The organism is Paraburkholderia sp. MPAMCS5 (assembly GCF_036016995.1).
Lineage (GTDB): Bacteria > Pseudomonadota > Gammaproteobacteria > Burkholderiales > Burkholderiaceae > Paraburkholderia.
Window position 1 is genome coordinate 47,218 of sequence record NZ_JAYXBK010000003.1, and the last position, 19,985, is coordinate 67,202.

The 19,985-nt window shown below is 66.0% G+C and carries 17 protein-coding genes; 9 read left to right on the forward strand and 8 right to left on the reverse strand.

Annotation, left to right across the window (positions count from 1 at the left end; translation table 11 throughout):
• Positions 1-105: 105 nt before the first annotated feature.
• The 6 genes from VOM14_RS07850 to VOM14_RS07875 form a co-directional block, all read right to left on the reverse strand.
• Positions 106-1,200, reverse strand: coding sequence for a LacI family DNA-binding transcriptional regulator (locus VOM14_RS07850; protein ID WP_327628170.1), 1,095 nt, complete (start codon positions 1,198-1,200; stop codon positions 106-108).
• Positions 1,201-1,266: 66 nt separating this feature from the next.
• Positions 1,267-2,232, reverse strand: coding sequence for a 2-hydroxyacid dehydrogenase (locus tag VOM14_RS07855; protein WP_327628171.1), 966 nt, complete (start codon positions 2,230-2,232; stop codon positions 1,267-1,269).
• Positions 2,233-2,236: 4 nt separating this feature from the next.
• Positions 2,237-3,526, reverse strand: a complete 1,290-nt coding sequence (locus VOM14_RS07860) for an MFS transporter (RefSeq protein ID WP_327628172.1) — start codon at positions 3,524-3,526, stop codon at positions 2,237-2,239.
• Positions 3,527-3,691: 165 nt separating this feature from the next.
• Positions 3,692-4,711 (reverse strand): sugar kinase, encoded by a 1,020-nt coding sequence (locus VOM14_RS07865; RefSeq protein WP_327628173.1) that lies wholly within the window; start codon positions 4,709-4,711, stop codon positions 3,692-3,694.
• An 89-nt stretch (positions 4,712-4,800) separates the two neighbouring features.
• Positions 4,801-5,574, reverse strand: a complete 774-nt coding sequence (locus tag VOM14_RS07870; RefSeq protein ID WP_327628174.1) for a sugar phosphate isomerase/epimerase family protein — start codon at positions 5,572-5,574, stop codon at positions 4,801-4,803.
• A 171-nt stretch (positions 5,575-5,745) separates the two neighbouring features.
• A complete protein-coding gene (locus VOM14_RS07875; protein ID WP_327628175.1) occupies positions 5,746-6,636 on the reverse strand; it encodes a LysR family transcriptional regulator in 891 nt (296 codons plus the stop codon).
• A 116-nt stretch (positions 6,637-6,752) separates the two neighbouring features.
• Between VOM14_RS07875 and VOM14_RS07880 the strand changes: the two genes are divergently transcribed.
• The 6 genes from VOM14_RS07880 (at position 6,753) to VOM14_RS07905 (ending at position 13,114) form a co-directional block, all read left to right on the forward strand.
• The gene (locus tag VOM14_RS07880) at positions 6,753-7,850 is read left to right on the forward strand and encodes a YeiH family protein (RefSeq protein WP_327628176.1); all 1,098 of its coding nucleotides are present in this window, start codon (positions 6,753-6,755) and stop codon (positions 7,848-7,850) included.
• A gap of 133 nt (positions 7,851-7,983) precedes the next feature.
• The gene (locus tag VOM14_RS07885) at positions 7,984-8,721 is read left to right on the forward strand and encodes a glutathione S-transferase (RefSeq protein ID WP_327628177.1); all 738 of its coding nucleotides are present in this window, start codon (positions 7,984-7,986) and stop codon (positions 8,719-8,721) included.
• A gap of 112 nt (positions 8,722-8,833) precedes the next feature.
• The gene (locus VOM14_RS07890) at positions 8,834-10,567 is read left to right on the forward strand and encodes a ClcB-like voltage-gated chloride channel protein (RefSeq protein ID WP_327628178.1); all 1,734 of its coding nucleotides are present in this window, start codon (positions 8,834-8,836) and stop codon (positions 10,565-10,567) included.
• Between the two features lie 222 nt (positions 10,568-10,789).
• Positions 10,790-12,127 carry a C45 family peptidase gene (locus tag VOM14_RS07895; protein WP_327628179.1) on the forward strand — a complete coding sequence of 446 codons (1,338 nt, stop codon included), beginning with the start codon at positions 10,790-10,792 and terminating at the stop codon, positions 12,125-12,127.
• Between the two features lie 336 nt (positions 12,128-12,463).
• Entirely contained in the window at positions 12,464-12,718 is a 255-nt protein-coding gene (locus VOM14_RS07900; protein ID WP_327628180.1) for a hypothetical protein, read from the forward strand.
• A gap of 165 nt (positions 12,719-12,883) precedes the next feature.
• Positions 12,884-13,114, forward strand: a complete 231-nt coding sequence (locus tag VOM14_RS07905) for a DUF2795 domain-containing protein (RefSeq protein WP_327628181.1) — start codon at positions 12,884-12,886, stop codon at positions 13,112-13,114.
• Between the two features lie 198 nt (positions 13,115-13,312).
• Here the strand turns inward: VOM14_RS07905 and VOM14_RS07910 are convergent, their stop codons facing one another.
• Positions 13,313-14,314, reverse strand: coding sequence for a LysR family transcriptional regulator (locus tag VOM14_RS07910; RefSeq protein WP_327628182.1), 1,002 nt, complete (start codon positions 14,312-14,314; stop codon positions 13,313-13,315).
• Positions 14,315-14,582: 268 nt separating this feature from the next.
• Here VOM14_RS07910 and VOM14_RS07915 point away from each other — a divergent pair, with 268 nt between their 5' ends.
• Positions 14,583-14,795 (forward strand): hypothetical protein, encoded by a 213-nt coding sequence (locus VOM14_RS07915; RefSeq protein ID WP_327628183.1) that lies wholly within the window; start codon positions 14,583-14,585, stop codon positions 14,793-14,795.
• A 97-nt stretch (positions 14,796-14,892) separates the two neighbouring features.
• On the opposite strand, the gene VOM14_RS07920 is transcribed toward VOM14_RS07915, so the two are convergent.
• Positions 14,893-15,510 carry a TetR/AcrR family transcriptional regulator gene (locus VOM14_RS07920; protein WP_327628184.1) on the reverse strand — a complete coding sequence of 206 codons (618 nt, stop codon included), beginning with the start codon at positions 15,508-15,510 and terminating at the stop codon, positions 14,893-14,895.
• A gap of 205 nt (positions 15,511-15,715) precedes the next feature.
• On the opposite strand from VOM14_RS07920, the gene VOM14_RS07925 reads away from it, so the two are divergent.
• Complete coding sequence (locus VOM14_RS07925) at positions 15,716-16,858, forward strand: efflux RND transporter periplasmic adaptor subunit (protein ID WP_327628586.1); 1,143 nt, start codon at positions 15,716-15,718, stop codon at positions 16,856-16,858.
• On the forward strand, positions 16,855-19,983 hold the full coding sequence (locus tag VOM14_RS07930) for an efflux RND transporter permease subunit (RefSeq protein WP_327628185.1): 3,129 nt from the start codon (positions 16,855-16,857) through the stop codon (positions 19,981-19,983). Before VOM14_RS07925 ends, VOM14_RS07930 begins: the two co-directional genes overlap by 4 nt.
• Positions 19,984-19,985 lie beyond the last annotated feature (2 nt).

Sequence of the window (19,985 nt, forward strand, 5' to 3'; positions counted from 1 at the left end):
GAGTTTCCTTGCGATGACCGGCGCGCACCCGCTGCGCGCCGCAGCCCGCATGATCGCAGATCGGCGCGGAATGGGCCGCCAGCTTCGCCGGACCTCAGCCGGACTTCAGCCGGACGTCGACGCGCGCACGATCAGCTCGCCTGGCAGCAGGCAATCACGCGCGGTCGTCTGCACGCCTTCGATGCGCTCGTGCAGAAACTCCACCGCGCGGTAGCCGATCTCGTAAGTCGGCTGGCGGATCGCCGTGATGCCGGTCAGTTCCGCCCACTCGGGGTCGTCGATGGAAAGGAGCGCGACGCGCGCCTGCCAGTCGGCACCATAACGGGCCTTGAGGTGCAACGCGAGACGCAGCGCGACGGGCGCATTCGCCGCGAACACGGCGAGCCGCGCCGCGTTGCCGACGGCGTCTGGCCGGCTGTTGGCCGCGTCGATTGCGCGGTCGAGTTCCGCGAGACTGTGTTCGGTCTGCGACGGATCGGCGAGGTTCAGCGCGAGCGTGCGGCCGCGCGCCCGATGACCGTGTGCGTGCGCGGCGCCCTCCGCGCCTTCCGCGCTCATCACGTCGCGAAACGCCGCCTCGCGCAAGCGCCGCGAACTGACCTGCTCGAACGGCTGCACGACGAACCAGATGTCGCAAAAGCCGCGCGCCAGCAGATGCCGCGTGCCCAGCTCCGCCGCCGCCCGGTTGTCGAGCCCGACGATATCCGCAACGAGGCCGTCGACGGAACGATCCACCAGCACCGTCGGAATGCCGCCGCTGCCCACCGGCCGCAGCGTTTCCTCGCGCACGCCGAGCGCATTGACGATCACGCCTTCCACGCGATACGTGGTCAGCAGTTGCAGATAGCGCCGCTCCATTTCGACTTCATTGGCCGCGTGACAGATGAGCGGCATCAGGCCGAGCGCGTGGCACGCGGCTTCGACGCCTTGCAGCACTTCGACGCTATAGGGATTCGTGAGGTCGGCGAGCAGCATGCCGATCAAACGGTTGCGCCCGCGCTTCAGGCCGCGCGCCATCTGATTGGGCTGATAGTCGAGCCGCTCGATGGCGGCCTCGATCCGCGCGCGCAACTCCGGCGACAACACGCTCATTTCGCCGTTCAGATAGCGCGAGATGCTGGTCTTGCCGGTGCCGGCTTCGCGGGCGACGTCGGTGATGGTCGCGCGGCGCGGCGCGGTGTGGGACGGCGCGCTGCTCATCGGGCCCACGTCACGCGATGCTCGACGCAGCAGGTCATGGCCACGGGAAGCTTGATCACATGCACCTCACTGTTGCAGCACGTCGCGATTGACGATGTTCGCGCGCAACGTGCCCGCGAGCGCGGCGACCAGATTTTCCGCCGCGTTGCGCGCCATCGCATGACGCGTCTCGTGCGTCGCCGAACCGATATGCGGCAGCGCGACCACATTGGGCATGTTGAGCAAAGGCGAATCGGCGGGCAACGGCTCGGTTTCGAACACGTCCAGTCCGGCGCCGTGGATCGTGCCGTTTCGCAGTGCCTCGATCAGCGCCTGTTCGTCGACGATCGCGCCGCGCGACGCGTTGATCAGGATCGCGCCCGGCTTCATGGATTTCAGTTCCGCCGCGCCGATCAGGTGCCGGGTTTGCGGCGTGAGCGGCACTTGCAGACACACGAAGTCGGCATGGGCGAGCAGCTCGGGCAACTCGACGCGGCGCGCGCCGTAAGCCTCCTCGGCTTCGCGGTTCGCGCTGCGGTTCGTATAGAGCACCTTCATGTTGAAGCCCAGCGCCGCGCGCCGCGCGACCGCGCCGCCAATGCGTCCCAGGCCGACGATGCCGAGCGTCTTGCCCTGCACGTCCACGCCGAATTGCGCGGGCCCGATGCTGTGGCGCCACTGCCCCGCCTTCACCCATTGCGCGAGTTCGACCACCCGGCGCGCCGACGCGAGAATCAGCGAGAACACGGTGTCGGCGGTGGACTCCGTGAGCACATCCGGCGTGTGCGCGAGCACGATGCTGCGCCGCGTGAGATCGGCGACGTCGAACTGATCGAAGCCGACGGAGATGGTCGAGAGCGCCTTGAGCCGCGTCGCGCCTTCGAGCATGGCCGGCGTGATCTTCACGCTCGCGCCGATGCCGCCGTCCGCGTCGCGCAACGCGGCGACGAACGCGTCGTGCCGCGCGGGGTCCGCCTGCACGACTTCCACGTGCTGCCGCAGATACGCGAGCACATCTTCAGGCAGCGGCTTCCAGGCGACGATCTTGTTCATCGGCTTATTTTCCTTGCAACGGTGTGGCGAGCGTGTGTTGGGGTTGCGCCGTCTGTTGTTGCGGCTTCACGATCAGCGTGAGGATGACCGCGGCGATCAGCGCCACGCTCATGAACGCATACGATGCCGCCGGCGATCCGGTCGCGCCGTTCAGATAGCCGACCACATACGAGCCGACGAACGAACCGAGCGCGCCCATGCTGTTGATCAAGGCCATCGCGCCGCCCGCGACGTTCTTCGGCAGCAGTTCAGGCACGATCGCGAAGAACGGGCCGTACGGCGCGTACATTGCGGCGCCCGCGATCACGAGCAAGGCATACGAGAGCCAGAAATGCGTGGAGCCGAGCGCGTAGGACGCCGCGAACGCCACCGCGCCGATCAGCAGAAACGGCCAGACGAACGCTTTACGGCTGTTGAGTTTATCCGATGCCCACGACGCCGCGAGCATCGCGATGGTCGCGGCGAGATACGGCAGCGCCGACAGCCAGCCGGTTTCGACCATGCCGAGCGTCGAGCCGTTCTTCAGGATCGACGGCAGCCACAACACGAAACCATACACGCCGATGCTCCAGCAGAAATACTGCGCGCACAGCTTGATCACCGCCGACGAGCGGAACGCCTCGCCGTAATTGCGCACCGGCTTGATCGCGGCCTGCTCGGCTCGCAGCGTGTCAGCCAGGTCGTTCTTTTCCTGCTGCGTGAGCCACGAGACCTGCTGCGGCTTGTCCTTCACGATGAACCACCAGCACACGGCCCACAGCACCGCCGGAATGCCCTCGGCGATGAACATGTTGCGCCAGCCGACCGAATGCACGAGATAGCCGGAGATGACCGACATCCACAGCACCGTGACCGGGTTGCCGAGGATCAGGAACGTGTTGGCGCGCGAGCGCTCGCTCTTCGTGAACCAGTTGCTGATGAAGATCAGCATGGCCGGCATCACGGCGGCTTCGACCACGCCGAGCATGAAGCGGATCACCATCAGCGAGGGAATATTGCTGACCATGCCCGTGAGCGCCGCGCAACCGCCCCACAGCACGAGGCTCCAGAACACGAGTTTCTTGACGCTGCGGCGTTCGGCGTAGATCGCGCCCGGAATCTGGAAGAAGAAGTAGCCGAGGAAGAACAGCGCGCCGATCAGCGACGACAGTCCTTTGCTGATGCCGAGATCCTGGTTGATGCCCGCGGCGGCCGCGAAACCGTAGTTGGCGCGGTCGAGATAAGCGAGGCTATAGGTGATGAATACGATCGGCATGATCGTCCACCAGCGGCGAATCGCGAGAGATGAAGTCATGGGGTGTCTCCTTGATGGCTTCCCGAAACAATGATGAACGAGGGTTCTGCGGCGGCGCTTGTCAGGCGCTCTTGCTGTTATGGATGAGGTGCTTGGTGCTTGGTGCTCTCGTGCTTCCGGCTAAAGCTTCGCGGCAAGCGCGCGTCTTTCGCCACTACGCGACATTCACGCCGCGTGCGCGACGCTCGGCAAATCGCCGCGTTCGAGCGCATCGAGCTCGGCGCGGCTCGGCAGCCCTTCCGAATCGCCGATCACCTGGATCGCCAGCGCGCCGATCCGGTTGCCGCGCGCCACCGCTTGCGGCAGCGTTTTGCCTTCGAGCAGCGCGCTCACCACGCCGACGGCAAAGCCATCGCCCGCGCCGACTGTATCGATGACCTTCTCGACCGGCTCGCCGCGGATCACGCCCGCTTCGCCGGTGGTGCGGAAATACGCGCCTTCGGCACCGAGCTTGACGATCACGCCGCGCGCGCCGCGCTCCAGATAGAACTGCGCGATGTCGTCGGGCTGCGTATAGCCGGTCAGAATCTCGCCCTCGCCGATGCCCGGCAGCACCCAGTCGGCGAGCGCGGCCAACGCGTTCAGACCTTCGACCATCGCGGCGCGCGACGGCCACAGCGTCGGACGCAGGTTCGGATCGAAGGAGATCGTCTTGCCGGCCGCACGCATCTCGCGTGCCAAGTGGAAGGCGAGTTCGCGCGAGCTTGCCGAGATGGCGGGCGCCACGCCCGTCAGATGCAGATGACGCGCGGGCAGCACATAGTCGGCGGCGTAGTCGGTCACGGACAGATGGCTCGCCGCCGAGCCGCGGCGGAAATATTCGACGGCGGGATCGCTGCCGTCGTCGTTCTTCGACTTGAGCTGGAAACCGGTCGGATAGCGCCCGTCGGTGCTCACGCAGCGCTGGTCGATGCCTTCTCTGGTCAGCGTGTCGCGCACGTACTGGCCGAACGAATCGTCGCCGACCCGGCTCATCCAGCCCACCTTGAAGCCAAGCCGCGACAGCCCAATCGCCACGTTCAGGTCGGCGCCCGCAATGCGCTTCGTGAACTGGCCGACGCCGGCGAGCGGGCCGGTTTCGGCGGCCACGAACATGGCCATGGCTTCGCCGTAGGTGATGACGTCGAGTGCTGCGCCTGTCGTGCTCGTGCTCGTGCTCGTGCTCGTGCTCGTGCTCATGTTCATGCTTTGCTCCTGCGTAGGCTTCGTGAGTCGCGCCGGGGTTTTTGCCGCTGCGTGCGCGGCCGCCCGCTTCTCAAATCCGATGGCGCCGCTTACGCCGCGGCCAGCCATGCGACGCGGCGGGCCGCGTCTGCGTCGATGTTGGCGGCGTCGAGCGGAAATTCGATGCCGCGCGGCACATGGCGAGGCAGCTTCTCCAGCACGGCGGCGAACCACGAGTCGCCGGCATCGGGCGCGGCCGCAAAGCGCCGCGCGCCCTCGCCTGCCGCGACCTTGCAATGCACGTATTCGACGTGGGCCGCGAGCGCCGTGGCCGCTTCGAGCGGCGCGACACCGCACCATGCCCAGTTGCCGATGTCGAAGGTCATGCCAAGCACGCCGGCGTGGCCTTCGCGCGCCAATGCATCGAAGAGGCCGACGAACTGGTCGAGCGATCCGCCCCGCGTCAGTTGCCCGTTTTCAACGACGAGCCGCACCTTCGCGCCGCGCGTGAGCCCCGCGATCGCCTCGCCATCCGCGTGATGAGCGAATCCGCCCAGCTGCAGCTTGACGAAGCGCGCGCCGAGCGCGGCCGCCTCATCGAGCGCGCCGCGCAGCGCGGCGGTGTCGAGCTGGCCGTCCGGCGCGTACAGCGAGGCCGGCGTCGAATAGACGGACCACAAACCCAGCTCCCCGATCCGTTGGCCCAGCGCCTCGAGACGCTGCGCGGCAGCGTCGGCCTCATAGCCGAACAGCTCGCGACGCACCTCGAAGCCGGTGGCGCCCGCCCGCTTGCTGGCTTCCGCCCACTTCCGGTGGCCGGCCGTGCGCACCAGGTCCGCGCCGAAAGCGCTCGCGACGATCGCGACTTCCACTGCATGGATCATGTCGACATTGTCCGGCTCTTCGTGCGCTGAAGCTTGCTTTGGAACCGGTTCCAAAAATGTGTTTCAAAAAAGCGCCGAAGCGCTTGCGATGTCCGAATAGTGCGCCCGCGCCCGTGCGCCAGACCATAGTGGAAATCCCCAGGCACGCTCGCGGCGGTTCGCCGGACGGGTTCAGCCGCCGTCCGCGAGACACAGGGCAAGAAACTGCTGCACCACGCGCGACGGCGCGTTCGCGTGCGGCACGACAATCGACAGCCGGCGTGTCAGCGGCTCGGGACTGAGCGAAAACACGCTCAAGGCGCCGTTCTCGTGCCGCATCGACATGGCCGACACGAAGCCAATGCCCATGCCGGCGCGCACGGCTTCCTTCACGCCTTCGACGCCCGCGATCTCCAGCGCCACGCGCATGCGCACGCCCGCGTGGGCGAACGCGCGCTCCACGATCTGGCGCACGCCCGAGCCCGCCTCGCGCACGATGAGCGGCTCTCCGCCGAGCGTCGCGAGCTCGATCTTCGCGTCCTGAGCCGACTGCGCGAGCGGATGCGAGCGCGGCATGATCGCGACGATCTCGTCCTCGCGCCAGGCGTGCACGGCGGTGTCCGGCGGCAAATGCGCGCCGACCGGCCCTTCGATCAACGCGATGTCCACCGAGCCGAGCGCGCCGACGATGTCGCTCGTATTGCCGTCCGCGGTGTGCACGCTCACCTGCGGATATCGCCGATGAAAATCCGCGATCAGATACGGCAGCAGGTAACTTGCGGGCGTCGTGGTTGCGCCGATCCGCAACGTGCCGTGTTCGAGACCGCGCAACGCGTCGCGATACGCATGCGCCTGCCGCCATGTCTCGCGCAACCGCGCGGCATAGCTCGCGAGCTGTTCGCCTGCAGGCGTCAGGCGCACGCCACGCCCGTCGCGCTGATAAAGCGGCTCGCCGAACTCGTCCTGCAACTGGCGCAACTGGCCGGACACCGCCGGCTGCGAAAGATGCAACGCCAGCGCCGCCCGGCTGATGTTGCGATGCTCGGCGACGGCGGCGAAAGTTATAAGCTGGTCGGGGGTCACTGGGTTTAACTATCGTCAGGGCTGATATTTCTCATTCTAAATCACGATTTTTCATATCCATATATCTAATTTAGGATTAGGCCCATCGAATCCAGTCAGTCACCAAGGCTGCCACCATGACCACCGCTCGCCTCACCGCCGCTACCTCCGAAGAGTCCTCCGCCCGCGGGCAGCTCAACGGCATTCTTTTCGTCGCGCTTTTTGCCGCTGCCGTGACGCGCATCGCCGACATTCCGGCCATTGCCGGGCTGGGGCTGAGCCCGCTGATCGTGGGCATCGTCGCCGGCGCGGTCTACGGCAACGCACTGCGCGACGGCATGCCGGCAAGCTGGGCCGCCGGCGTCAATTTTTCCGCACGCAAGCTGCTGCGCATCGCGGTCGCGTTCTTCGGACTGCGCGTGAGCCTCCAGGAAATCGCCCAGGTCGGCTTGCCCGGCCTCGCGGAATCGGTGTTGATCGTCGTGAGCACGCTCGTGATCGGCACGTTGGCCGGCATGAAAATCATGAAGCTCGACCGCGACACGGCGCTGCTGACAGCCGCGGGCAGCGCGATCTGCGGCGCGGCGGCCGTGCTCGCCTTCGAGTCGACGCTGCAATCCAAACCGCACAAGAGCGCCATGGCTGTCGGCAGCGTGGTGCTGTTCGGCACGCTTTCCATGTTTCTTTATCCGGTCCTGTTCAACGCGGGCTGGCTGCATCTGGACACGGTCGGCGCGGGGCTTTTCTTCGGCGGCACGATTCACGAAGTCGCGCAGGTGGTCGGCGCGGCCAGCAACGTGAGCCCGGAAGCGACGCACATCGCCACCATCGTCAAAATGACTCGCGTGATGCTGCTCGTGCCAGTGTTGCTCGTGGTCGGCCTCTGGGTGAATCGCGCGGCGCGCAACGAGGCCGCAACGGCCGGCACGCACGAAGGCGCGGCCGCTCAGGCGCGCGGTCAGCGCAAGCTCGCGATTCCCTGGTTTGCGCTCGGCTTCCTCGCCTTCGTCGTAATCAATTCCTTGCACGTGCTGCCGCACGCCGCCACCACCGCGCTAAACACGCTCGACACTTTCGCGCTGACTATGGCCATGACGGCGCTCGGCATCGAAACCCGCCTTTCGCAGATTCGTCAGGCCGGCCCGCGCGCGCTGACCACCGGCTTGATCCTGTATGTGTGGCTGATCGCGGGCGGACTCGGTATCACATGGACTGTCCAGCACCTGTTCGGTTAAGCCGGCCTCGCCTGAAACCCACCCCGCCGCGTGCGGGGTTTTGCGCATTCTGGAAACGCATTCGATGTGCTCGCGCGGCATACTGGCTGCTCGCGCGTCACGGCGTTCATGCAATCTGAATGAGGACCCCTCGATGAGCCTGGAACTTTACTATTGGGACGGCCTGCAGGGCCGCGGCGAATTTGTGCGGCTGGCGCTGGAAGAAGCCGGCGCGGACTATGTCGAAGTGGCGCGCGGCGAGCCCTCCGAAGGTCTCGGCACCGACGCGATGATGGCGGTGATGAAAAGCAGGGACGAGCCGTATCCGCCGTTCGCGCCGCCGTTCCTGAAAGACGGCGATCTGGTGATCGCGCAGACCGCCAACATCCTGTTCTATCTCGGGCCGCGTTTGAGCCTCGCGCCGTCGGTGGAGAGCTTGCGCTACGTCGCGAACGGCCTGCAACTGACCATCGCCGATGTCGTGACCGAGGCGCACGACACCCATCATCCGCTCGCGAGCAACCTCTACTACGAAGACCAGAAAGATGCCGCGAAGACGCGCGCGCACGATTTCATCGACCACCGGATTCCGAAGTTCATGAAGTACTTCGAGCGCGTGCTGAAGCAGAATCCCGCCGGCGACAGTTTCATGGTGGGCGACTCGCTCACCTACGTGGACCTGTCCATGTTCCAGTTGATCGACGGCTTGCTGTACGCTTTTCCGCGCGCGTTGAAGCGCTTCGGCGAGCACTATCCGCGCCTCGCCGCGCTGCACGACGCGGTGATGGAGCGGCCGAAAATCGCGGCTTATCTGCAGTCGGAACGACGCATCGAACATAACGAGGCGTGCATCTTCCGGCACTATCCCGAACTCGACAAGGCGGCGGCTTGAGCCGCGCCGCGATTCTCCGTGCACGTCCGGCCGCGCGCCCGCTTCTCCGAGCGGGCGCGCGGCTGTTGCCGTGCGCGCTTTTCAACCTCTTTCGACGCCCCGTACCGCCGACGTGCTTTCATTCCTGCTGAAGCTGCGCACCCGCGCCCAAGATCTTTTCCGTCTCTCCGACGCCCACACGATGCTGGTCTGGTCGGTGGTGGTCGGCGTCGCGGGTGCCTTCGCGACCATCGCGTTTCGCGAGGGCATCGCGACGCTGCAACTGCTGGTGGTCGGCAAGTCCGGCAGCTTCGTGGCGATGGCGCGCAGCCTGCCGTGGACGGTGCGTATCTGGCTGCCCGCGGCGGGCGGCCTCGTGGCCGGCACCTTCTTGCTGATCGCGCAGCGTCACGCCGACAAATGCAATCACATCGACTACATGGAAGCGGTCGCCATCGGCGATGGCGTCGTGCCCGTGAAGCTGAGCCTGTGGCGCAGCGTGTCGTCGCTGTTCACGATCGCCAGCGGCGGCTCGATCGGCCGCGAAGGTCCGATGGTGCAGCTCGCCGCGCTCGCCGCCTCGCTGATCGGGCGCTGGGTGCACTTCGATCCGCCGCGGCTGCGCCTGCTCGTCGCGTGCGGTGCGGCGGCGGGGATTACGTCGGCCTACAACGCGCCGATCGCGGGCGCGTTTTTCGTCACCGAGATCGTGCTCGGCTCCATCGCGATGGAAAGCTTCGGGCCCGTGGTGGTCGCGGCCGTCGTTGCCAACATTACGATGCGCGAATTCGCCGGCTACAAACCGCCGTACGAGATGCCGGTGTTCCCGCCGGTGGCGGGCGTCGAGGTGCTGCTGTTCGTCGCGCTCGGCCTGCTGTGCGGTGCGGCGGCGCCGCAGTTCCTGCGGCTGCTCGGCGGCTCGAAGGCGCTTTTTCGCAAGCTGCCGTTGCCGCTGCCCGCGCGGCTCGCGCTCGGCGGGCTCGTCGTGGGGATTCTGTCGGTGTGGACGCCGGAGGTGTGGGGCAACGGCTACAGCGTGGTGAACTCGATCCTCCATTCGCCGTGGACGTGGACCGCGCTCGTCATCGTGCTGCTGTTCAAGCTCATCGCGACCGCGGCCACGGCGGGCGCGGGCGCGGTGGGCGGCGTATTCACGCCGACGCTGTTCGTCGGCGCAGTGGTCGGCTCGCTGTTCGGCCAGGGCATGCACGCGCTGTGGCCGCACGGCACCTCGGCGCCGTTCGCGTATGCGATGGTCGGCATGGGCGCGTTTCTGGCGGGCGCCACGCAGGCGCCGCTGATGGCGATCCTGATGATCTTCGAGATGACCCTCAGCTACCAGGTCGTGTTGCCGCTGATGCTTTCGTGTGTGGTCGCGTATTTCGTGTCGCGCGCGATCGCCAAGACGTCCATGTATGAAATCACGCTGCGCCGCAATCAGGAAGAACAGGAGCGCACGCGCCTGCGCGCCACGCAGATGCGCGAGCTGATCCGTCCCGCGCAAACGGTCGTGCCGCCCAATGCGACGGTGCACGACATGACGCGCGTGTTCCTCGAATATCCGGTGAAGTATCTGTACGTGGCCAACGATTCCGGCGCGTTTCTCGGCGTGGTCGCATTGAAGGACATCACCTCCGATCTGCTCGACAAGCGCGACACCTCCGCGCGCACGGCGGCCGACTATCTGCAACCGCATTTCGACGTGCTCACGCCCGACATGCCGCTCGGCGTCGCGTTGCAGCACTTCATGGCGTTTCAGGGCGAGCGTCTGCCGGTGGTCGAAAGCACGGCGCATCCGCGGCTCACGGGTGTCGTCTATAAAACCTCGCTGCTCGACGCGTATTTCCGCATGAATCCGACACGCTGAGCGCCGCGCCGCGCCAGTCTTTGCGCGGATGTCGCGCGCGAAGCAAAGCACGGCAAACTTTCTACAATGGGAAAAGCGGCGGCGCTTTCGGCGGGAGGCGCAGGTTATGCCGGGGTGCCCACGGTGGGATGCCCATGCTTGAACGCCCACGCCAGGACGCCCGCGCTGGGCCGCCCACGCGAGAATGCCCGCGCCAGGCCCCGCTTTTCGACCGGAGCGAAAATGAGCGAACCGTCTCCCGACGCCGTGCGCCGCGACCAGGCGGGCTGGATTTTCCTGCACATCGAAGGCGAGCCGTACGACCGCGGCGAACAGCACGGCCAGTTGCTCGCCGCCGAAATCCAGAACGCCATCCGCACCGCCCGCTATCTCGCGAAGTGGGACACCGGCGAAGATTTCGACACCTTCGTCGACGCCGCCGTCTCCCAGTTCGCCAACCAGCTCGACACCGAATTCGCCGACGAAATCCAGGGGATTGCCGACGGCGCGAATCTGCCCTTCGCCGAAGTGCTGGCGTGGAACGGCTACATGGATCTGCTGCAAAGCTGGTGGCCGGCGCACGCCGCGCAGCAGAAGCCGAACCTCGGGCTCAAGCCGTGGCGCGGCCGGCGCGGTCATCATTGCAGCGCGTTCATCGCGACGGGCAGCGCGACGCGCGACGGCCGCATCGTGATGGCGCACAACTCGTGGGACCGCTACGCCGCCGGCGACGCCTTCAACGTCGTGTTCGACATCGCGCCGGATCAGGGCCACCGCATTCTGATGCAAGGCTTGCCGGGCTGCATTTCGAGCCTCACCGATTTCTGGGTGACGGCTGCCGGGCTGATGATCACCGAAACCACCATTTCGAACTTCGTCGGCTACAACGCGGCGGGCGCGCCCGAGTTCTATCGCTCGCGCCGCGCGTCGCAGTACGCGAACAGCATCGGCGAATGGTGCGAGATGTTCGCGATCACGAACAACGGCGGCTATGCGAACAGCTGGCTGCTCGGCGACACGAAAACCGGCGAGATCGCGCGCTACGAACTGGGGCTGCACTATTCCGGCTTCGAAAGCACGAAGAACGGTTTCTACAGCGGCTACAACACGGCGACCGATCTGAAGATCCGCAACCAGGAATGCCTCGGCGAAGGCGAAGACTATACGGACGTGCGCAAGAACGGCGCGCGGCGTCTGCGCTTCATGCAGCTAGAGGAGATGCACCGCGGCAGGATCGACGTGGAACTCGCCAAGGCGATGATCGCCGATCATCACGATGTCTATCTCGATCGCAACGACAACCCGTGCTCGCGCACGATCTGCGGGCATCTGGAACTGGACGACGCGCGCTTCGGCGGCTCGGATCACGGGCCGTTCAATCCGTGGGGCGCGAACGACGGCAAGGTGGTCGACAGCGACATGGCGCGCGACATGGCGTTCACCGCGCGCTGGGGTCATCCGTGCGGCCGCCCGTTCGACGCTCAGGCGTTCATGAAACGGCATCCGCAGTGGAACTGGCTGAACGGCTATATGCGCGACCGGCCGTCGTGGCCGTGGACGCGCTTCGAGGTGTTGCGGTAGCAATGGTCGAGCGGCGCGGGGGCGGCGTCGCCCGGCGCCGCCCGTTGCGCGACGAAACCGGCGAATGGCAGCGCGAAGCGAGACCTCGCGCGCGCCCACGCCTAGCTCGGCTTATGACTCGCGCGCGATCGGGCAGCCATTCCCGCGCCATCATCGGCGATCTACAATGAGTAAAATCGCCGGTGGACGTGCGTGGCAGCAATGACTGCCTCCCCATGGCGAAAGCGCGCGGCCCTTGCGGCAATATCACGCGCGGGCTTGCGCCTTCCTTACGACGCGGGGACGGCACAGCACTTGCTCAACTGTCAGCGCCGCATGCGTTTTAGGAGGTCGGGAATGAAAACCTCGACACTGTTGACCATGGTGACGCTGTCCGCTTCGTGCTTTGCCGCGCCGGTTCATACCGCAGACGAAACCACGCCCGCGAACGCCGTTGCCGCCCGCGCAAATGCCGCGCCGGTCGCCCCCGCGGCGCCGGACGTGGCCGCCACCGACGATAACCGCCCCGACCAGTGGCAGCACATCGCGCTGCCGAAATCGCGACATCCCGAGCGGGGTTACGCAGCACGGCACGAGCATCTGCAGACCTGAACACCGCGCTTCTTGTGGACTCTTTCGCTTGACAGCGGGAGCGCCCGTGCAGGCGCGAACGCCGGCGAACCGGAATCCGGGGCGGCGGGCTTTCAATGGCCGTCGCGCCCGCCGTGGGCCGCGGCAAAATCGATCCATCACAACCGTACCAACAGGAGCGCTCGCATGACGGCATCGTCCATTCCCGGGGAATCCATCGATTTGCAGATTTCCGACGTGCTCGCCGAAGTCCATTTTCCGGCCAACAAGGACGCCCTGGTCGACGCCGCGCGCGAAGCGGGCGCGAGCAACGACGTGTTGTCGATGCTCGACGGCTTGCCTGAGCAGGATTACGCGGACGTCGCGTCGGTCACGCGCCTGATCGGCGGCAATTACGGGCCGGGGCTGAGCGCGTAAAGCGTTCGAAACCGGCGGCATGTGACATCTGGCACGTCCTGGCACGCAATACAAACCGTTCGCCGAATGTGAAGTCAAGCTGCCGCTGGTGCCGGTCGAACCTCGCGGCGCTAGAAATACCGGCGACACAACCTGCGCGCGCCCGCCAGCCCACGACGTCCGGATCTCGCCGCCCCGCCCCGCCCGCCCGGCTTCACATCACGCGGGCAACGCAGCGGGCGCGGCCACGCGCGGCGGCGCGCGCCGCGCCGTCGCACCGGCAACGGAGTGCATCGTCTTCGCAACGCGCGGATCGCGCGCGGGCGCAGTGGCGTCCGGCTGGAAATGCTCGACGAGGTGATCCACAAATGTGCGGACCTTCGCGGGCAAGTGAAGACGGCTCGGATACGCAATCGTGATCTCGATCTCCGGCAACTCGTAATCGCCGAGTAATTTGACGAGGCGGCCCGTCGCCAGATCGCGGCCGATCAGATAGCTCGGCAAAATCGCGACGCCCATGCCGAGCAACGCGAATTGCCGCAGCATTTCGCTGTTGTTCGCGGCGATCGCGTTGGCGGTCCGCACGCGGACCATGCCGCCTGGGCCGCTGAATATGCGTTCTTCGCCGCCCTGCTCCGGCGGCCGGCTCAGGCACGGATGACCCGGCAGATCTTCCGGCCGCGTCGGCGTGCCATGCTGCGCGAGATAGGCCGGCGTCGCGCACACCGTCAACTGACAGGTGGTGAGCCGCCGCGTGACAATGCTCGCGCTGCGCACCGGACGCCCCACCAGAATGCCGACGTCGAAACCATCGTCGACGAGATCGGCCTGACGGTCGGCTAGTGTCACGTCGGGCACCACCTCGGGATAGCGCGCGGCATACGACTGCACCGCCGGCGCGAGACTCTGCAATCCGAACACCACCGGCGCGACGATGCGCAGCGTGCCCACCGGCTCGTGATGGCGGGCCGCCACCATCTGCTCGACGCCTTCGAGGTCGTCGAGAATGTGGCGCACGCGCTCCAGATAAGTCGAGCCCGATTCCGTCAGCGAAAGACGCCGCGTGGTGCGATTCAGCAGACGCGTGCCGAGGCGCGTTTCGAGGTCCGCGACGTGGCGCGTGACGACCGCGGTGGAAAGATCCAGCGCGCCCGCGGCGCCGACGAAACTGCCGAGGTCCGCCACTTTCACGAACACGCGCATCGACTGCAATTGATTCATGGGACAACTCCTGCGTCGCGGGGCCGGCAGCGGCGCTGCCGCCTGTATCACCCGCGCGGCAAGGCACGCGGGGATTCGCCCAACAAATCGATTGTATCGACCCGACCTGTCCCAACCCTGACCTGCTCATGACAATCGCGTCAGTTTTGCCGACGCGCGCGCCGCACTGTTTCCAGCACTATTGCGGATTTGGAGTAGGTAGAAACCCTTAGGCTCTGGTAAGATAGCGTCCGAAAAATGTCCACCGCCAAATCAACGCCAACTCGTCATGCCACATCGTTTTCAACTTCTGGAAAAAATCGCGTTTTCGCTGGTCTGCTGGGGCGCCGCGGCGTGCTCGGCGTTCATCGCCTACGAGCGCTGCCCGGATATCAAGGTGGTGCTGCACGCGAGCGAAGAAGCGTTGCGCCACAGCGGCGACTACGCGTTCATCTGCACGAGCCCCATGGACGACAGCTGCGCGCAACTGGCAACGAACTGATCCAACGCCTTGACGGCACGCGCGGCGCCTCGACGCTCACGTATCAGGCATCGCGCGCGGCATGCGCATCGCGCCCGTAGTCCGTCATGCACGACCGTCACGCGCTTCGCCCAAACACCACGCGCGCGAAAAATCCCGCTAGCACCGCTTCTGCGGCTTCGCTCGGCACATTCTGCGGATCGACGGTATGGAAGAACTGCACGCCGTCGCATAAACCCATCAAGCCCATCGCCAGCATTTCCGGCTCCAGCAGCAGCGGCGTGCCGACTCGCGACGAAAATTCGCGGATATAGGCGGCCAACTGCTTGAGCTTCTCATGCAGGAACGCGTTGAAACGCAGCCTGAAGCGGCCGTCCCGCACGGCGAGCAGCTTCGCCTCCACCCACAGCAGAAAACATTTGTTCTCGCGATGCAGCGTGCTGTAGTAAAGCATCACGCGCGCCTCCATCTCCTCGCGCGAAGCCGCGTTTTCGAAAATGGCCCGCAAGCCTGCCTGCATGGTTTCGTGGTCGCGCCGCAGTAGTTCGAGCAGCAGCTCGTTCTTGCTGCGGAAGTTCGAATAGAACGCGCCACGCGTATAGCCCGCCGCCCCGGCGATGTCTTCGACACTCGCCGCGACAAAGCCTTTCTTCATAAAAATTGCCTGCGCAGAGTCGAGCAGACGCTGGCGCGTCTGGTCTTTGCTCTGCTCGCGTGTAAGTCGTTGCCGTTTCATGGACGCCAGTCTAGCACCTAAAAGAATCCCGATTCATCTCGACATTCAGATACATACCTGTATTAGAATGCGTTTCATCATCCGAAGTCAGATTTGTATGCCAATTGCATGATCCGCCGTCTGCCGTTTGCCGACTGGGCGGGTCCGTTGGCTGTTTCCTGTTGGGGTCATCGTGAAGCGTCCCGGTCTTCCCGCATCGTCCGCGATGCGCCAGCAGTTCCCTCGTCCCGCGCGCCGCGCCGTGATCGCGCTTGCTGCCGCAGGCGTCATCGCGTTGAGCGCGTGTTCGAAACATGAGGCAGCGGCGCCCGAGCCGCGTCCGGTGGTCGCCGTGGCGGTTCAGGCGGACGGCAACACGGCGCCGGTCACGTCGCTGCCCGGCGAAGTGCAGGCGCGTTATTCGACGCCGCTGTCGTTTCGCGTCGGCGGCAAGATCGTCGAACGGCGCGTCCGTCTTGGCGACGTCGTGAAGAGCGGACAGATCGTCGCCCGGCTCGATCCCGCGGATGCGCAAAAGAATGCCGCCAGCGCGGCGGCGCAGCTCGCCGCCGCGCAGCACGGCTACACGTACGCGAAACAGCAGCTCGATCGCGACGAGGCGCAGGCGAAGGAAAACCTGATCGCGCCCGCTCAGCTCGAACAGACCACGAATGCGTATGCGTCCGCCGCCGCGCAGCGCGATCAGGCCGCGCAGCAGGCCGCGTTATCGAAAGACCAGTTGCAATACACCACGCTCGTCGCCGATCACGCCGGCGTGATCACCGCCGAACAGGCGGACACGGGCCAGAACGTGTCGGCGGGACAAGCCGTCTACAGCCTCGCGTGGAGCGGCGAAGTCGACGTGGTCTGCGACGTCCCGGAAAGCGCGCTCGCCGGCCTCGCGCCCGGACAGACGGCGAACGTCACGCTCGGCGCGTTGCCCGGCCGCACGTTCACGGCTCGCGTGCGCGAGCTGTCGCCCGCCGCCGATCCGCAAAGCCGCACCTATCGCGCGAAACTCACACTCGACCACCCCGGTCCCGACGTGCGCCTCGGCATGACCGCGGACGTCGCGCTGTCGTCGGCGTCGGCGTCGGCAAGCGCCGAAGGCCCGCACGGCTTCTTCCTGCTGCCGGCCACCGCGCTCTTTCACGCCGGCACGCAGCCCGCCGTGTGGGTCGTGCGTGCCGCGGACAATGCGCTGGAACTGCGCCGCGTCACCGTGGCGCGCTATAACGAGCGCACGATCGTCGTGAGCCAGGGCCTGAAGGACGGCGATCGCGTCGTGCTGCAAGGCGTGCACACCGTGAGCGCCGGCGAAAAAGTCCGCGCGATTGCGCCGCTGCATCCTGAGGACTTCGCCTCATGAGCACCGCGCACGAAGAAGGACGCTTCAACCTGTCCGCGTGGGCGTTGCGCCATCAGGCACTGGTCGTCTTCCTGATCGCGCTCGCCACCGCATTCGGCGTGCTCGCCTACACGCGGCTCGCGCAATCCGAAGACCCGCCCTTCACCTTCCGCGTGATGGTGATCCGCACCTTCTGGCCCGGCGCGACCGCGCGTGAGGTACAGGAACAGGTGACGGACCGCATCGGCCGCAAATTGCAGGAAACGCCCGCCGTCGACTTCGTGCGCAGCTACTCGCGCCCCGGCGAGTCGCTGATGTTTTTCTCCATGAAAGACTCCGCGCCGGTGAAGGACGTGCCCGAGACCTGGTATCAGGTGCGCAAGAAAGTCGGCGATATTGCGGCGACCTTGCCGCAAGGCGTGCAGGGCCCGTTTTTCAACGACGAATTCGGCGACGTCTACACCAACATCTACACCCTCGAAGGCGACGGCTTTTCGCCCGCGCAGCTCCACGACTACGCGGACCAGTTGCGCACGGTGCTGCTGCGCGTGCCGGGCGTCGGCAAGGTGGACTATTTCGGCGATCCGGATCAGCACATCTACATCGAGATCGCCAACACGCAACTCACGCGCCTCGGCATCTCGCCGCAGCAGCTCGGCCAGGCCATCAACGCGCAGAACGCGGTCTCGCAAGCAGGCACGCTGACCACCGCCGACGATCGCGTGTTCGTGCGTCCGAGCGGCCAGTTCAAGGACGTCGCCGCGCTCGCCGACACCCTCATTCGCATCAACGGCCGCTCGTTGCGGCTCGGCGATATCGCCACGATCAGACGCGGCTACGACGATCCGGTCGTCACGCAGATGCGCGCGGGCGGCAAGGCGGTGCTCGGCATTGGCGTGACGATGCAGCCGGGCGGCGACGTGATCCGCCTCGGCAAGGCGCTCGACACAGAAACGCAGCGCTTGCGCGCGGCGCTGCCCGCTGGCCTGCAACTGAACGAAGTGTCGAGCATGCCGCACGCGGTCGCGCGTTCCGTCGACGACTTCCTCGAAGCCGTGGCCGAAGCGGTCGCGATCGTGCTCGTGGTGAGCCTTGTCTCCCTCGGCGTGCGCACCGGCATGGTGGTGGTGATTTCGATCCCGGTGGTGCTCGCCGTCACCGCGCTGTGCATGTATCTGTTCGACATCGGACTGCACAAGGTGTCGCTCGGCACGCTGGTGCTCGCGCTCGGCCTGCTGGTGGACGACGCGATCATCGCCGTCGAAATGATGGCGGTGAAGCTGGAACAAGGCTGGAACCGCACGCGCGCCGCCGCGTTCGCCTACACGAGCACCGCGTTTCCGATGCTGACCGGCACGCTCGTCACCGTGTCCGGCTTCCTGCCGATCGCGCTGGCCAAGTCGAGCACGGGCGAATACACGCGCTCGATTTTCGAAGTCTCGGCGATCGCCCTGATCGCGTCGTGGCTCGCGGCCGTCGTGCTGATTCCGCTGCTCGGCTATCACCTGCTGCCCGAACGCAAGCGCGCGGCGCACGAAGCCGACGACCACGAACACGACATTTACGACACGCGCTTCTACACGCGTCTGCGCGGCTGGATCGGCTGGTGTATCGAACGGCGCTTCATCGTGCTCGCGATCACCGTCGTGCTGTTTCTGATCTCGATGGCCGGCTTTACGCTCGTGCCGCAGCAGTTCTTCCCGAGTTCGGACCGGCCTGAATTGCTGGTCGACGTGCGGCTGCCCGAGGGCGCATCGTTCGAGGCCACGTTGCGCGAAGCGAAGCGGCTCGAAAAGGCGCTGGTAGGCCGGCCCGAGATCGACCACAGCGTGGATTTCGTCGGCACCGGCGCGCCGCGTTTTTATCTGCCGCTCGATCAGCAATTGACGCAGCCGAATTTCGCGCAGTTCGTGATCACCGCGAAATCCGTGAAGGATCGCGAGAAACTCGCGCAGTGGCTCGAACCCGAGTTGCGCAACAACTTTCCCGCGATCCGCACGCGTTTGTCGCGTCTCGAAAACGGGCCGCCTGTCGGCTATCCCGTGCAGTTTCGCGTGAGCGGCGACGATATCGCCACCGTGCGCTCGATCGCCGAACGCGTCGCGGCAACATTGCGCGCGGATCATGGCACGCGCAATGTGCAATTCGATTGGGACGAACCCGCCGAGCGTTCGGTGCGCTTCGAAGTCGACCAGCAGAAAGCGCGCGAGCTGGGCGTGAGTTCGGACGACATTTCGAGCTTCCTCGCGATGACGCTCTCGGGCTACACCGTCACGCAATATCGCGAGCGCGACAAGCTGATCAGCGTCGATCTGCGCGCGCCGAAAACGGAACGCGTGGACCCGGCGAAACTCGTCACGCTGGCCATGCCCACGCCGAATGGCGCCGTGCCGCTCGGCACGCTCGGACATCTGCGCAACGATCTCGAATACGGCGTGATCTGGGAGCGTGACCGCCAGCCGACCATCACCGTGCAGTCCGATGTCGCGCCGGGCGCGCAAGGCATCGACGTCACGCATGCCGTCGACCGCGCGCTCGCGCCGATTCGCGCGAGCCTGCCGGTCGGCTACCGGATCGAGATCGGCGGCTCGGTCGAGGAAAGCGGCAAGGGACAGACGTCGATCAATGCGCAGATGCCGATCATGATCATCGCGGTGCTGACCCTGCTGATGATCCAGTTGCAGAGTTTCGCGCGCGTGCTGATGGTCGTGCTCACCGCGCCGCTCGGCCTGATCGGTGTCGTCTTCACGCTGCTGCTGTTCGGCCAGCCGTTCGGCTTTGTCGCGATGCTCGGCGTGATCGCGATGTTCGGCATCATCATGCGCAACTCGGTGATTCTGGTCGATCAGATCGAGCAGGACATCGCTTCCGGGTATCAGCGTTTCGACGCGATCGTCGGCGCTACCGTGCGGCGCTTCCGGCCGATCACGCTGACCGCCGCGGCCGCCGTGCTCGCGCTGATTCCGCTTTTGCGCTCGAACTTCTTCGGCCCGATGGCCACCGCGTTGATGGGCGGCATCACGAGCGCGACCGTTCTCACCTTGTTCTATCTGCCGGCGCTCTACGCCATGTCGTTCAGAGTGCGCAACGACGAACGCGAGCCGGCGGCGCCGTCCGCGTCCGGCGCCGCGCATACGGGGAATTGAGC